Origin of the sequence: Rhizobacter sp. (assembly GCA_021153565.1) — a bacterium.
Classification (GTDB): domain Bacteria; phylum Pseudomonadota; class Gammaproteobacteria; order Burkholderiales; family Burkholderiaceae_C; genus Albitalea.
Genome location: JAJKJU010000256.1, coordinates 1 through 14,139, shown reverse-complemented (window position 1 = coordinate 14,139; position 14,139 = coordinate 1). Strand labels below are relative to the sequence as shown.

The 14,139-nt window shown below is 62.9% G+C and carries 12 protein-coding genes and 1 riboswitch; of the genes, 6 read left to right on the top strand and 6 right to left on the bottom strand.

Annotated elements, in window-relative coordinates; translation table 11 throughout:
• Positions 1-137 precede the first annotated feature (137 nt).
• From thiD to thiC, 5 genes are read right to left on the bottom strand one after another with little or no spacing between them, the layout of a single operon-like run.
• Entirely contained in the window at positions 138-1,694 is a 1,557-nt protein-coding gene (thiD, locus tag AC30NL_RS16455; protein ID WP_489465079.1) for a bifunctional hydroxymethylpyrimidine kinase/phosphomethylpyrimidine kinase, read from the bottom strand.
• Positions 1,691-2,458 carry a thiazole synthase gene (locus tag AC30NL_RS16450; protein ID WP_489465081.1) on the bottom strand — a complete coding sequence of 256 codons (768 nt, stop codon included), beginning with the start codon at positions 2,456-2,458 and terminating at the stop codon, positions 1,691-1,693. Before AC30NL_RS16450 ends, thiD begins: the two co-directional genes overlap by 4 nt.
• Before the next feature lie 22 nt (positions 2,459-2,480).
• On the bottom strand, positions 2,481-2,699 hold the full coding sequence (gene thiS / locus AC30NL_RS16445; protein ID WP_489465078.1) for a sulfur carrier protein ThiS: 219 nt from the start codon (positions 2,697-2,699) through the stop codon (positions 2,481-2,483).
• Entirely contained in the window at positions 2,696-3,760 is a 1,065-nt protein-coding gene (locus AC30NL_RS16440) for an FAD-dependent oxidoreductase (protein ID WP_489465080.1), read from the bottom strand. The genes thiS and AC30NL_RS16440 overlap by 4 nt, the downstream gene beginning before the upstream one ends.
• A gap of 8 nt (positions 3,761-3,768) precedes the next feature.
• Positions 3,769-5,655, bottom strand: a complete 1,887-nt coding sequence (gene thiC, locus AC30NL_RS16435; RefSeq protein WP_489465077.1) for a phosphomethylpyrimidine synthase ThiC — start codon at positions 5,653-5,655, stop codon at positions 3,769-3,771.
• 58 nt (positions 5,656-5,713) lie between these two features.
• Positions 5,714-5,814, bottom strand: a riboswitch (TPP riboswitch).
• 89 nt (positions 5,815-5,903) lie between these two features.
• On the opposite strand from thiC, the gene AC30NL_RS16430 reads away from it, so the two are divergent.
• Entirely contained in the window at positions 5,904-6,113 is a 210-nt protein-coding gene (locus AC30NL_RS16430; RefSeq protein WP_489465076.1) for a DUF6494 family protein, read from the top strand.
• A gap of 243 nt (positions 6,114-6,356) precedes the next feature.
• On the opposite strand, the gene AC30NL_RS16425 is transcribed toward AC30NL_RS16430, so the two are convergent.
• The gene (locus tag AC30NL_RS16425) at positions 6,357-6,710 is read right to left on the bottom strand and encodes a hypothetical protein (RefSeq protein ID WP_489465075.1); all 354 of its coding nucleotides are present in this window, start codon (positions 6,708-6,710) and stop codon (positions 6,357-6,359) included.
• A gap of 354 nt (positions 6,711-7,064) precedes the next feature.
• On the opposite strand from AC30NL_RS16425, the gene AC30NL_RS16420 reads away from it, so the two are divergent.
• From AC30NL_RS16420 to AC30NL_RS16400, 5 genes are all read left to right on the top strand, one after another.
• Complete coding sequence (locus AC30NL_RS16420) at positions 7,065-8,942, top strand: potassium transporter Kup (RefSeq protein ID WP_489465074.1); 1,878 nt, start codon at positions 7,065-7,067, stop codon at positions 8,940-8,942.
• A gap of 58 nt (positions 8,943-9,000) precedes the next feature.
• The gene (locus AC30NL_RS16415; protein ID WP_489465073.1) at positions 9,001-9,345 is read left to right on the top strand and encodes a hypothetical protein; all 345 of its coding nucleotides are present in this window, start codon (positions 9,001-9,003) and stop codon (positions 9,343-9,345) included.
• Positions 9,346-9,424: 79 nt separating this feature from the next.
• Complete coding sequence (locus tag AC30NL_RS16410; RefSeq protein WP_489465072.1) at positions 9,425-11,617, top strand: TonB-dependent receptor; 2,193 nt, start codon at positions 9,425-9,427, stop codon at positions 11,615-11,617.
• 385 nt (positions 11,618-12,002) lie between these two features.
• Positions 12,003-13,574 (top strand): hypothetical protein, encoded by a 1,572-nt coding sequence (locus AC30NL_RS16405; RefSeq protein ID WP_489465071.1) that lies wholly within the window; start codon positions 12,003-12,005, stop codon positions 13,572-13,574.
• Between the two features lie 141 nt (positions 13,575-13,715).
• Positions 13,716-14,018 (top strand): hypothetical protein, encoded by a 303-nt coding sequence (locus tag AC30NL_RS16400; protein WP_489465070.1) that lies wholly within the window; start codon positions 13,716-13,718, stop codon positions 14,016-14,018.
• The last annotated feature ends 121 nt before the right edge of the window (positions 14,019-14,139 follow it).

The following is a 14,139-nucleotide window of genomic DNA, read 5'->3' as shown; positions in this document are numbered from 1 at the left end:
GCGCAGGGCGGGATGCGATGCAAGGCGCTCCTCGCTTGTGTGGCGAGCCACACAAGCGAGGAGCAACGCCGCAGCGCGCCCGCCCTGCGCCCCCAAAACGGGAAATTATTTTGGGCCATGTCCTTAGTACAGGGGCGCTACGGCGGTGGAACCGGTCCGGCAAAGGTGCTTCGTGGCAACGCGGGTGCCGACAATGGTGCAGCACAGGCCGCCTCGTTGATCGCTGCCTGCAAAGCGCGCAGGGCGTGTGCCGGGTCCGCGGCTTGAACGATGCCGCGCAGCACCGCCACGCCTGCCGCGCCGCAGCGCACTGCCTCTTGGCTGCGCAGGAGGTCCATGCCCGCAATGGCGACCACCGGTTCGCGCAGCACCTTGCACCAATACGCCAGGTTGTCTGCGCCTTGTGGCCACCAGGACATCTCCTTCGTGGTCGTCGCATGGATCGGGCCGCAGGCGATGTAGCTCGGCCGCAAGGCATGAGCTCGGCACACCTCCCAGTAACTGTGCGTGCTCACGCCAAGGCGCAGGCCGGCATTGCGCAATGCATCGATGTCGGCAGTGGCCAGGTCTTCCTGACCCAAGTGGACACCATGGGCGCCGTGTTCGAGGGCCAATTGCCAGTGATCGTTGATGAAAAGCTGGGCGCCGGCTGCGCTCGCTGCGCGTACGCTGCGCAGCACCTCCTGCGAGACTTGGTGCGACGCGTCCTGCTTGATTCTCAGCTGCAAGGTACGCGCACCGGCCGCAAGCAGCCGCTCGACCCAATCGGCGCTGTCGACGATGGCATACAGGCCGAGGCGAGGAGTCACCAGAGGCTCGAACGCACCTGTGCCGACTTCTGCGCCTGAGTGGAGCACAGGCAGCAGTTCGGGATGCAAGGCGAAGCCACGCAGTGGCCTCACGGCACCGGCCCCCTGCCCGGCCGGGGTGCCTTCGCGCACGGCCTGGCTCGTACTCATCTTGGCGATGATGCTTGCATCGGCGCTGCAAAAGCCGAGCGCCAATGCGCCGGCAAGCGTCGCCGCGAAGACGCAGCCACTGCCGTGGTGATGAGCGGTGTCCACCCGCGGCAGGCTCAGCCAACCAGCCGCTTCTGGCGTGTCCATCCAGTCGCTGGCGTGGATACCGCCGGCATCGCCGCCGGTGACGATCACCGCTTGCGGGCCGAGTTCCCGCAAGGCGACCGAGGCCCGCTTCACACCGTCCGCCGTCGCGAGCGTCGATGCATTCCAGCCGAGCAACCAGGCCGCCTCAACGCGATTCGGCGTTATCACCGTCGCGCGTGGCATCAGCTCTCTCAGCAGCACCTCCCGAAGCGCGTCGCTGCTCAGATCGGCACCGGTGGTGGCGCGCCACACTGGGTCCACCACGAGGGCGACCGGGCCGTCGCGCCGCAAGCGGTCAACCCACGCGGCGACGCAACGCACGTTCGACACGCTGCCGAGCATCCCCGTCTTGATGGCAGCCGGCCGCATGTCGTTTGCCAGCGCGGCGAGTTGCGCATCGAGCAGGTCGGTCGCGACGGCATCGGCGCGCTTCACCTCGAGCGAATTCTGCGCGGTGATGGCTGCCACTGCCGTGCAGCCGTGCACGTCGATTGCATCAAAGGCCTTGAGGTCGGCTTGCAGGCCGGCACCGCCGCCGCTGTCTGACCCGGCGATGCTCCAGACGATGGGTCGCTGAGGAGCGTTCATAGATCGAATGGCCTGCCGGCCACTGGCGTCGACGCGACGGCCATGTCCTGCGCCGCCAACAGCCCCGACGCAGACCCAAGTCGGCCCGCCTCGATGGCGAGACGGAACGCACGGGCCATGCCGACGGGATCGGCCGCCTGCGCGACGGCGGAGTTCAGCAGCACGGCATCGAAACCCAGTTCCATCGCTTGCGTCGCATGCGATGGCACGCCGATTCCTGCATCGATGATCAAGGTGATCCCGGGCAACCTCGCACGCAAGGTACGCAGCGCCCACGGGTTCAGCAGCCCCTGCCCCGATCCGATCGGCGCACCCCAAGGCATCAGGATGCGGCAACCGGCATCGATGAGGCGCTGCGCGCTCACCAAGTCGTCGGTGCAGTACGGGAAGACTTCGAAGCCGTCTTTCACGAGTTGAGCCGCCGCGTCGGTCAGCTCCCACGGATCGGGCTGCAGCGTATGCTCGTCGCCCACCACTTCGAGCTTGATCCAATGGGTGTCGAGCAGCTCGCGCGCCATGTGTGCGAGCGTGACGGCCTCGCGAGCGGTGCGGCAGCCGGCGGTGTTGGGCAACAGGCGTGCGCCGCTCGCCTTGATGATGTCCACGAAGCCGTTGTCACCGCCGCTGCCTGCGAGCTGCCGCCGCAACCCAAGCGTGACCACTTGCGCTCCCGAGGCCTCGATGGCTTCACGCAGCACCTGAGGCGACGGGTAGCCCGCGGTGCCGAGAAGAAATCGGCTTTGCAGCGGCACGTCGGCCAACATGAAGTCTTGCGTTGGATTCAACTCAACCTCCGACAATGGGTTTGAAGCACGAGATCCGGTCGCCGTTGCGCAAGACATGCTTGCCGCGGATGGCGCGTGGAACGAAGTCGCCGTTCACCGCGACAGCGACCGACTCGGGCTCATGACCGAGGCTCACGAGCAGTTCGGCGAGGGTGGTCTCATCGCGCAGCGTTCGGGTTTCACCGTTGACGTTCACGCTTGCTTCTGAGGGTTCGCTCATGTCACGAGCTCCGCGATTGGCGATACGCATGTGGAGGTTTCAGCACACTCGACACCGCCTTGCCGCAATGCGTCTTCCACCAGCGCCGGCGCGATCATCCAGCCGTGGCGGAACAAGCCATTGATTCGGGTGAGCCCGGGTTCGACATGCAAGAGTGGCAGGTTGTCTGGCAAGGCTGGGCGAAGGTTGGTTTCGCTATGCACCATGCGTGCCTCCGCCAATTCCGGAACCACGCTGTGTGCCGCACTAAGCAAACCGAGCAAGGTGCGCACAGAAATTGGCGAGCGGTCTTCCGATTCGATCTCACTCGCACCCACGACGACGATTTCTTCCGGCCGGGGGACCAGGTACACACGCCAGCGTGGATGCATCAGACGCAGCGGACGCCGCAGTTCGACCCCGGGTGCATGCAGCCAGAGGACCTCGCCCCTGACGCCACGAAGCCCCGCAAGCTCGGGCTTCGAGCCAAGGCCGCGCACGTCGAACACATGATCGAATCGCTCGCCATCGATGCGTCCTGGAGCGAGCTCACCCACCGTGTGAGACCAGCGCCAACTCGCGCCGGCATCGGTCACACCCTGGGCCATCGCCAGCATGGCCTGCACCGTGTGAATCTGCCCCTCGCCGCCCAGCAGCCATGCATGCGCCACGCCGTGCACGCAGGGTTCGAGCGAACTCAACTGCGCGGCCGACAGGCGCTCGGCTGCCATGCCAGCCGGCGCCTTGGCGCCGATTTGCGCCAACAGCCGTTGCGCCGAACCGTGGTCACCAGCGTGCGCGAGCAGCAGGCTGCCTCCGCGCCGAAACTCCACGGGTTGCGGCAGTTGCGCGACGATCTTCGACCAAAGGTCCAGCGATCGCAGCCCCAGCGTGGCCACCCGGGCATCGGCGCACTCCAGCTCTGCGAGCGGGCTCAGCATGCCGGCGGCGGTCCAACCCGCCGCCCCGCGTGCTTGCGCATCGGGCGCGGGGTCGAAGACCGTCACCCGTGCCCCAAGCGTCGACAGGCGCCACGCGAGCAAACGGCCAAGCAGACCGGCTCCGGCGATGCCGATGTGCATGGCCGCATTCACCCCATGTCCTTCCCGCTCGCGGAGACCGGAACGATGGGCACGTAGAGTTCGCCACCAGCCGCGCGGAACTCCACGCTCTTGGCTGCCATGCCCTCTTGCGCCGCAGCGTAGTCACGCACTTCCTGCGTGATCTTCATCGAGCAGAACTTGGGACCGCACATCGAGCAGAAGTGCGCGACCTTGCTCGCATCCTTGGGCAGCGTCTCGTCGTGGAAGTCGCGCGCAGTGTCGGGGTCAAGGCCGAGATTGAACTGGTCGGTCCAGCGGAACTCGAAGCGGGCCTTGGACAACGCGTCGTCGCGTGCACGGGCACCCGGGTGGCCCTTGGCGATGTCGGCCGCATGCGCCGCGATCTTGTACGCGATGATCCCTTGCTTCACATCATCGCGATCCGGCAGCCCCAGGTGTTCCTTCGGGGTCACGTAGCACAGCATCGCCGTGCCCATCCAGCCGATCATGGCGGCGCCGATGGCGCTTGCAATGTGGTCATAACCCGGCGCGATGTCGATGGTGAGCGGCCCGAGCGTGTAGAACGGCGCCTCGTGGCAATGCTTCAACTGCTCGTCCATGTTGGCCTGGATCAGATGCATCGGCACGTGCCCCGGCCCTTCGATCATGGTCTGCACGTCGTGTTTCCACGCCGTCTTGGTGAGTTCGCCCAGCGTGCGCAACTCGGCGAACTGCGCTTCGTCATTCGCATCCGCCGACGAACCTGGCCTCAGGCCGTCGCCGAGCGAGAAGCTCACGTCGTAGGCCTTCATGATGTCGCAGATGTCTTCGAAGTGCGTGTAGATGAAGCTCTCTTGGTGATGCGAGATGCACCACTTCGCCATGATCGATCCACCGCGCGACACGATGCCCGTGCGGCGGTTCGCGGTGAGGTGGATGAAGGGCAGCCGCACGCCTGCATGGATGGTGAAGTAGTCGACGCCCTGCTCTGCTTGCTCGATCAGCGTGTCGCGGAAGATTTCCCAGGTCAGGTCTTCGGCCACGCCGCCCACCTTCTCCAATGCCTGGTAGATCGGCACTGTCCCGATGGGCACAGGAGAGTTGCGAACGATCCAGTCACGCGTGGTGTGGATGTTGCGACCGGTAGAGAGGTCCATCACATTGTCGGCACCCCAGCGAATGGCCCACACGAGCTTCTCTACCTCTTCCTCGATGCTGGAGGTCACCGCCGAGTTGCCGATGTTGGCGTTGATCTTCACGAGGAAGTTGCGCCCGATGGCCATCGGTTCGACTTCGGGGTGGTTGATGTTGGCGGGGATGATGGCGCGACCTCTGGCCACCTCGTCGCGCACGAACTCGGGCGTGATGATCTCGGGAATGCGTGCCCCCATGGCATTGCCGCGCAGGCGTTGTTCGCGCTCGGCATCGCCGAGGTACTCGCGCATCCATTCGCGCTTGCCGTTCTCGCGCAGGGCCACGAACTCCATCTCGGGCGTGACGATGCCGCGTCGTGCGTAGTGCATTTGCGTCACGTTCGCGCCGGCCTTGGCGCGGCGCGGGGTGCGCTGAAGCGCGGTGGCATCGGCGCGCAGTGCAGCGATGCGCTCGCTGGTGTCTTGCTTGCCGCCGTCGTCCAATGCCTGCGGTGTGCGCCCTTCATAGGCTTCGGTGTCCCCGCGAGACGCCACCCATCCGCTGCGCAGCGCCGGCAAGCCGCGTTTCACGTCGATGGTCGCTGTGGGGTCGGTGTACGGCCCGGACGTGTCGTACAGCGTCACGAGTTCGCCATTGGTCAGCGCGACCTCGCGCACCGGCACCCGCAAGTCGTCGATGCTGCCTTGCAGCCAGGTCTTGCGTGACGCAGGAAACGGCTCACGCGTCAGCGTGAGCAGTTCAGCGAACTTCTGGGGGTCGAGCTTCTCGGGGGCATTCATCGGGCGTCCTTTCCGGGCAGTAGTTGTGCTCCGGAAAGTGCCCCTGTGACCTGCAAGGTCACGAAAGAACAGCTCTTCTTCCGCCGGCATTAACCGTTCAAGTTCGTCGGGTTCGGCGTTGTCGCCGTCTCAGCATCTGATGCACCCCGGAGCAGCTTGGAAGTCTACAGGCTCGCAGGGGCGTACGACTTGGTTCAGCGAAACTTTGTCGCAGACTTGTCCCCTCGAATCAACTCGCGGAGATCGCCATGAACGAAGAAACCTTCAACCTGAGCATCCGCAAGTTCCTCAAGACGGTGGGTGTCAGTTCTCAACGTGAGATCGAACGCGCCGTGGCGAAAGCGATGGCCGATGGCGAACTTGCTGGCATGTCGAAGCTGCCTGCGACGATGACGCTCGACGTTCAGGGCTTGAAGCTGAACGTCAAGTTCGACGGGGAGATCGATCTCAGAGGCTGAGAGTTTTTCGAGCGTGCCCGAGCAGCACGTCGAAAGGCGCCTGATGGGTGCGATTCAAACTGATGGGAAGTTATCAACACCCGTTCGCCCTGAGGTATCGAAGGGCTTGTGGAGCGTCGGGATGGGGCTTCGATACGCCGCAGGCGTACTCTGCCCTGAGGTATCGAAGGGTCAGCCTGAACGGAAATCACTAGACGCAAAGCGCAGCCATAGCTCGTGCTATGGCCCCTGCAACAACGCGGCTCAGCGCCCTTCGAATACCCAGCCCGCTTCCCCACCGATGTTGCGCCAGCCAGAGGACATCGCGGCCCGGTCACGAATAGCCGCGGCTTGACGCACTTCCTCACGGCTCTGTGCGAAGCCCGCGCGCACGGAGCTATCCAGGGGAGCAGGACTGGCCTCGCTCACTCGAGAGTCGCTCCTGTGCGCCGCTCGATCAAGTTTGACCTCCTCGCGGGACAGCATTCCTGAATTGCCGATGAATTCGGTTCCGGCCTCGTTGTTGAGATTACGGAAGCCGTCGCCCTCTGCAAAGCTCAGAGGAGAGGCTAACGCCACGGTCAAGAAACTCAGGCAGGTCAACGTTCGATTCGCCACGATGTACTCCTTGGTCCAAGATAGTGAAGCCGGCCGGTGTTGTTGGCATTGGGCAGCGGCGGCAGGAGGTTCGGCACCATGAATGAACTCCGAAGCTTCGAGAGGAGTGCTGTCGCACGATCTCCTCTCAGCCTCTCAGTGCCAACTTACTCTAGATGCACACGGACATCTATTCAAGGCAAGGGCTTCTGGCGCTACATGGCTTTCGGAAGGCTGAATGAATCAGTTCATGCCACTCTCCACCGCGGTTGATGCCAGTTTGAATCCGACAGGACGATTGGTCATCACATCTATATGTGATCCTTACACGCAGACTGGTACAAAGCGCTCTCCCTAGTCACCACCTCCAGTCTCATGGATCAGAAACAGGCCAACCAAGGCCTCGCCACCCTCACACTCGGCGCCATCGGCGTTGTCTACGGCGATATCGGCACGAGTCCGCTGTACACCATGAAGGAGGTGTTCAGCCCCGGCACCGGTGTTCCACTCGATGCGCTTCATCTGATCGGCGCCACGTCGGTGATCTTCTGGGGCCTGATGATGGTGGTGACTCTCAAGTACGTCGTGCTCATCCTCCGTGCGGACAATCGCGGTGAAGGTGGAATCATGGCGCTCACCGCCCTCGCTGCGCACGCCTTCGGAACCACCGCCCGGCGCCGCACGATGCTGCTCCTGCTTGGCGTGTTCGGTGCGGCCCTCTTCTACGGCGACAGCGTCATCACACCGGCAATCTCGGTGCTCAGTGCGGTCGAGGGCATGGAAGTTGCCACGCCCGCCTTGAAGGCCTATGTGGTGCCCATCTCAGTCGCCGTGCTCGTTGGCCTGTTCATGGTGCAGCGCCACGGCACGGGCACCGTGGGCAAGATGTTCGGCCCTGTCATCGTCGTGTGGTTCATCGTCCTGGCCGTCACGGGCGTCACGCAGATCGCGAAGCAACCCGCCATCCTGGCCGGCTTGAACCCCTTGCATGCCTGGAATTTCCTGCATGAGCGCGGGTGGCAAATGTTCGCCGCCGTGGGTGCCATCGTTCTCGCGCTCACCGGTGCGGAGGCGCTCTATGCCGACATGGGCCACTTCGGCAAGCGGCCGATCCAAATCGCGTGGATGGGCCTGGTGTTCCCGGCGCTGGCGCTGAACTACTTCGGCCAAGGCGCCTTGCTGATGCGTGACCCTGCTGCACTGGAGCATCCCTTCTTTCATCTGTTTCCCGGACCGTGGCTCGTTCCCGCAGTGATGCTTGCGACGGTTGCCACCGTGATCGCATCGCAGGCCGTGATTTCGGGTGCTTATTCGATGACCAAGCAAGCCATCCAGCTCGGCTTCCTGCCGCGCATGCAGGTGATTTACACATCGGCCAAAGAGGCAGGACAGATCTACCTGCCCCTCGTGAACTGGGTCCTGTTGGTGGCGGTCGTTCTCGCAACCGTGGGATTCGGCAGTTCGTCCGCCCTCGCCTCCGCCTACGGCATCGCCGTGACGGTCACCATGCTTATCACCACGGTGTTGACCTTCTTCGTGGTGCGCGACGGTTGGGGTTTCCCGATGTGGATTGCGGTTGGCGCAACCGGCGTCTTCCTGGTTCTGGACGCGGTTCTTGTCATCTCGTGCTCCCTCAAGTTCTGGCAGGGCGGCTGGTTCTCGCTTGCCATGGGATTCACCATCTTCACGGTCATGGCCATCTGGAAGCGCGGCCGCGAATTGTTGCTGGAACAGATCCGCACGAACGATCCTGAATTGCTTCCGTTCATCAGCGCATTGACACAAGACAACGTTCCCCGCACGCCGCGCACCGCGGTCTACACGGTGGCGAATCCCGAGACCGTGCCGCAGGCGCTCATGCACAACCTGAAGCACAACCGCGTGTTGCATGAACAGAACGTGATCCTCACGGTGGTCTTCCATGACGTGCCCTGGATTCCCTCCGACGAGCGGGTGGAAGTCAAGGCGCTGGTCGACGGCTTCTGGCGGGTGCGCGTCAACTACGGGTTCAAGAATTCACCAGACATTCCGCGCGCCCTGGAGTCGTGCGAGCCGCACGGGCTTCGTATCAACACATTTGAGACAAGCTATTTCCTGAGCCGGGAAACCGTGGTTCCGACCAAGGGATCGGGCATGGCTCACTGGCGCGAGAAGCTCTTCGCGACCATGTCGCGCAATGCGGGAAGCGTGGTGGAGTTTTTCAAGCTGCCCAATAACAGCGTCATCGAACTGGGCACGCGAGTGCAGATCTGAGAGGCCTTGCGATGTTGGCGAAAGCATAATGCGAAGCAACTCCTAAGGGTCTTACACGGTGCATCGCACGATCCGGCTGCGTGCCTTGCCTTGGCGCAAGCTCTGCCGAAGCCTTCTGCTTCCCTTCCTGCTGCTTCTCGCGCAGCAGGGTGCGCTGCTGCATGAACTGAGTCACAACGACGCGCCCTCAACGCAGGACCAGAACAAGAAGCAGTCGGCGCATGGCGAGGCCTGCGAGTTGTGCCTCGGATTTGCGCAGCTCGATAACGCTGCTGCACCAAATGTCGTGGTCTTGCCGCTGCGCGCGGACCTGCTCTTTCACCCCGCGCCAATGTCCGCCCCATACGTCGGCGGCACTCTGCTTCCTTCTCTGCGCAACCGGGGCCCTCCGCCCCTCCTCTGATCGCCCCGTCAACCGAACCGCCCCGCGCGTCAATCCGCGCAGAGCGAAAAGTCTTTGCCGTGTTCAGAGGAATTTCATCATGTTCGTCCCCCGCAAGCGCGTTCTGGCGCTGGCCATCGTCGTCGCTTATCCCTTGTCTTCCTTTGCTGCCGAGCCAGCACCCTTGCCGGCCCAGGCATCGAATCCGTCCGACCCTGCCTCCGCGGCCGCAACCACTGTCGCCCAATCGACGACCCAGAAGCCCCAGACGCTTCCCGAGGTTGAAATCAACGTTACGCGCCAACGCCTGGACGCGGCGCGCAACGGCTTGTCGCCGGATACCGGCAGCAGCATTTACCGCCTCGGCAGACAGGATCTGAAGAACCTGCCCTTGGGCGACAGCACGCCGCTGAATCAGGTCATCCTGCAAACGCCCGGTGTCGTGCAGGACTCGTACGGGCAACTGCACGTCCGCGGCGATCACGCCAACGTGCAATACCGCGTCAACGGCGTGATCATTCCGGAGTCGATCAGTGGCTTCGGGCAGGCGCTGGAGACTCGCTTTGCCGATCACCTGAGCATTCTGACGGGCGCACTCCCTGCGCAGTACGGCTTGCGCAATGCGGCGGTGGTTGACATCCAGAGCAAGGGCGAAGACATCGAAAACGGCGGCAGCATCGGCTTCACCACCGGCGGACACGGCCACGCAGAAACGACGGCGGAACTGAGCGGCACGCGTGGCGCGTTCAGTTACTACGTGACGGGCTCTTACCTGCGCGACAACCTGGGAATCGAGAATCCCACGCCCGAGCGCAATGCCCTGCACGACCGCACGCAGCAGACCAAGGGCTTCGGCTACCTGTCCTACCTGCCAGGCAACGACAGCCGCATGAGCATGTTATTCGGCACGACCAACAACCGATTCGAGATTCCGAACGTGCCGGGTCAGACACCGAGCTTCACCCTCGACTCTGCAGCTCCCAAGGACTCCAGCACCCTCGATGCTCGCCAGCGCGAGCGCAACCGCTTCACGGTGCTGTCGTACCAGGGCACGGCGGGCGCCAGCGTGGACTATCAGGTGTCGCTGTTTCAGCGCACGACCGATGTGCACTATCAGCCCGACACGGTCGGTGACCTCCAGTACAACGGCATCGCCGCCGACATCCTGCGGCGCAATGATGCGAGCGGCCTCCAGGCCGACCTGAGCTATCGCATCAACCCGACACACACACTGCGCACCGGATTGTTCGCACAACGTGAAAAGTTCGTCGTTGAAAACGGCGCATCGGTGTTCCCCGCAGACACAGACGGCAACCAGACCAGTGGCACGCCGAGCTTCATCCAGGACAACTCGCGCATCAACGGCCATCTGTGGGGCGCATACCTGCAGGATGAATGGCAGCCCTCCAAGCAGCTCACTATCAACTATGGGGCGCGCTACGACAAGGTGAACACGGTGGTCGACGAGAGCCAGTTGAGCCCGCGCATAGGCCTGGTCTACGAGCTCAGCAGAGATTTGCGTTTGCACGCCGGATATGCGCGCTACTTCACGCCGCCGCCGACGGAGAAGATCGACACGACCTCGGTCGCGTTGTTTGCCGGCACCACGAATGCACTGCCTTCCGACGCTAACACCGCCGTGAGATCGGAGCGGTCCGACTATTTCGATGCCGGCGTCGCCTATCAGGTGACACCGCAGCTCACGCTCGGCCTGGACGGCTACTACCGCAAGGTCAAGCATCTGCAGGACGAAGGCCAGTTCGGCAACGCGCTGATCTTTTCGGCATTCAATTTCGAGCAGGGCCGCATCTATGGACTGGATCTGTCCGCGAGCTACAAGGACAAGGCCTTCTCAAGCTACCTCAACCTGGGGCTGACTCATGCGAGGGGCAAGGGAATCGAGACCGGTCAGTTCAACTTCGCACAGGACGAACTCGACTACATCAATGCCAACTGGGTGCACCTCGATCACGAGCAGCGATTGAGCGCTTCGGCAGGCGCCGCTTATCGCTTCGGCGACAGCTTGACGCTGAGCGCCGACGCCTTGTACGGCAGCGGCCTGCGCAACGGTTTCGCCAACACCGCGCACCTGCCGAGCTACACGACGTTCAACGTGGCTGCGGCGAAGAACTTCGACTTTGGACAGGGCTTCGGCAAGTTAGACGCCCGCGTATCAGTCGTGAACCTCTTCGACAGTACATACCAACTGCGCGACGGGTCGGGCATCGGCGTCGGAGCCGCCCAGTACGGTATGCGACGTACGCTGTACGTGTCGGTGAACAAGCCGTTCTGAGAGGCTGACGACGACGGAGCAATGGACGCTACTCGTGCTGGTCGCCGGCTTCCTGGCGAGTCTGGTTCCTGGATGGCGTGAATATCGGCTATCGCACATGAGCATGTGCCTACCCATTCAGCACGAGTAACAATATTCGTACATCAGTCACTCTGACTGAGTAGACACGGGGGGATCCATGCTTCACTTCAGCTGGACGGACTTCGCAGTCCGTCCCCACCACTGTTCGCCTGCGCAACGCTATGCCAAGGTGACTGTTCTCGCAGGACTAGGACTAAGACTATTGGCAGGCGGACTATTGGCAGGCGGTGGCGCCGCAATCGCGCAAACCCAGCCACTGCATGGCAATACACCATACTATTTCCGGTACTCGTATCCCGCAGCCATGTCGGCGCCGCTACCGTGGGCCGGCACCGTTGGAAGCCCGTTCTTGCCGGCACCCAGGCTCGAGCCGTCGCAGGCCTACCCCAATACCAATGGCTTGCTGGGCGTTTATCAGTCCAGCGGGGCGGTCTTGCCGGCCAGCAATGCGTTCTTCCAATCGCTGGGTACCAACGGGCGATCCTGCTTCAGCTGTCACCGGCCGTCCGATGGAATGAGCCTGAACACGAATACGATCCGGATGCTCTACATGGCTACCGCCGGCCGAGATCCGCTCTTCGCCCCGGTGGATGGCGCAAACTGCCCGAGCAGCGTGCCTCACGCCCAAACTTATGCCCCCGGGTTTGGTGGCCGATACAGTGCGCGATACGGCGGCGCACACCAGTCCAGCAGCAACGAAGCTCACTCGCTGTTGCTGAACAAGGGCCTGTTCCGCATATTCCTTCCCGTACCCCAACACACGCCGGATCTCACAGCGGTCGGCGGGCCGCCCAGCCATCCCGTCGAGTTCACCATCTCCGTTGTCAGCGACCCCTACGGCTGCAACACCGACCCTGCCTACGCGCAGCAGGTGGATCCGGTCACGCAGGAAAAGCAGCAGATGATCTCTGTGTACCGGCGCCCGCGCATGTCGGCCAACCTGAAGTTCATGACGACGCCTTCGCTCACGCTGGGCTCAGGCCGACTGCCCAACGTCGACATCGTGACGGGCGTGCGCGTCGTCGACCCGAGCACCGGCGCGGCCATCGGCGGCAACATCATGTGGGACGGGCGCGAGCCGACGCTGGAAAGCCAGGCCCGCAATGCGACGCTCGGCCATGCTCAGGCGCTGAAGCCTCCCACTGACGCTCAGATCGCACAGATCGTGGCGTTCGAGAAGAGTGTCTTCGCTGCACAGAGCTACAACGTGTTGGCAGGCAACCTGACACCCAGCCACGGAAGTACCGCTTTCGGCGGCCCGAAATGGATGTCGGAACAGTCGCCAGCGTTCGCTGGGTTCGCGCTGTTCGACGCCTGGCCGACGACTCATGCGGGGGCTGGCCACATGCAGAAGATGCGCGCGTCAATTGCTCGCGGCCAAGCGCTTTTCAACACTCGCGCCTTCAGCGTATCCAACGTCGCAGGCTTCAACAATGCAGCGGTGCTTCGCGCAACCAACCCATCGACTGCGACATGCGTCTCCTGCCACGGCAACCTGCAGGCTGGAAGCAGCCCGCTGTCGGCCGCACTGCGCGACATCGGCACTGGAGGACATGCCACGCAATTCGGCGGGCCAGCGCCTTCCAAGGATTTGCCCATCTTCAGAATCACCTGCAAGGCCCCATACACCACGCTGTACTACGGGAAAGAGGTGCTCACCAATGACCCGGGCCAAGCCCTGATCACCGGCCGCTGCTCCGACATAGGCCGCAAATCAGTACCGCAGTTGCGCGCCCTCGCTTCGCGCGCGCCCTACTTCAGCGACGGTTCAGCAGCGACGGTTCGTGACACTGTCATGTTCTACGACAAGCGCTTCGGAATGGGACTCACGAATGAGGAGATCGATGATCTGACGAATTTCATGAATTCCCTATAGATGCAAGGGCCGCGGCTGCGTGGACGCGCAGCCGCATCGACATCGACATCGACATCGAATGACCATTTCGGTGCAAGTGCCGTCCCCTCGTCCAGCTGCGCTTCTATCTATGCTCTGTCCTGACTTCAGGTCAAGCACACCATGCTAACGAGGCTCGTCGACGATGTAGAACCGCTGTCCGTAGACAGCGCTCTTCTGCGGCACTTGCAGGCATCGTCGGCGCCGGCCGTCCAAAGCGGAATCGGAATGTCGATCGGCATTGAAGGTCCTACGCACAGGGTCTACCGCGTCATTGACATCGACAACCTCATCGAAGCCATCGAGGTCTTTGAGATGCTGCAAGTTCTCGGGTTCACGATTGACGGTGGGCGCGAAGAGAACGGACGAGTCTTGCAGCGAGTCTTTCGGGCCACCTCTGCGGAACTGTCAGTCACAAGCACCTGAAAGCTCAGAGGCTGATAGTTTTTCGATCATGCCCGCTCATCACGCCAAAAGCCCCCTGCTCGTCGTTGCAAATGCTCGCCATAGCACGAGCTATGGCTGCGCTTTGCGCCTAGATCAGGCG

Bases quoted from the DNA above. Each gene is read 5' to 3' on its own strand.
- thiD (WP_489465079.1), bottom strand. From the start codon at position 1,694: ATGAACGCTCCTCAGCGACCCATCGTCTGGAGCATCGCCGGGTCAGAC.
- AC30NL_RS16450 (WP_489465081.1), bottom strand. From the start codon at position 2,458: ATGTTGGCCGACGTGCCGCTGCAAAGCCGATTTCTTCTCGGCACCGCG.
- thiS (WP_489465078.1), bottom strand. From the start codon at position 2,699: ATGAGCGAACCCTCAGAAGCAAGCGTGAACGTCAACGGTGAAACCCGA.
- AC30NL_RS16440 (WP_489465080.1), bottom strand. From the start codon at position 3,760: ATGCACATCGGCATCGCCGGAGCCGGTCTGCTTGGCCGTTTGCTCGCG.
- thiC (WP_489465077.1), bottom strand. From the start codon at position 5,655: ATGAATGCCCCCGAGAAGCTCGACCCCCAGAAGTTCGCTGAACTGCTC.
- AC30NL_RS16430 (WP_489465076.1), top strand. From the start codon at position 5,904: ATGAACGAAGAAACCTTCAACCTGAGCATCCGCAAGTTCCTCAAGACG.
- AC30NL_RS16420 (WP_489465074.1), top strand. From the start codon at position 7,065: ATGGATCAGAAACAGGCCAACCAAGGCCTCGCCACCCTCACACTCGGC.
- AC30NL_RS16410 (WP_489465072.1), top strand. From the start codon at position 9,425: ATGTTCGTCCCCCGCAAGCGCGTTCTGGCGCTGGCCATCGTCGTCGCT.
- AC30NL_RS16405 (WP_489465071.1), top strand. From the start codon at position 12,003: ATGTCGGCGCCGCTACCGTGGGCCGGCACCGTTGGAAGCCCGTTCTTG.
- AC30NL_RS16400 (WP_489465070.1), top strand. From the start codon at position 13,716: ATGCTAACGAGGCTCGTCGACGATGTAGAACCGCTGTCCGTAGACAGC.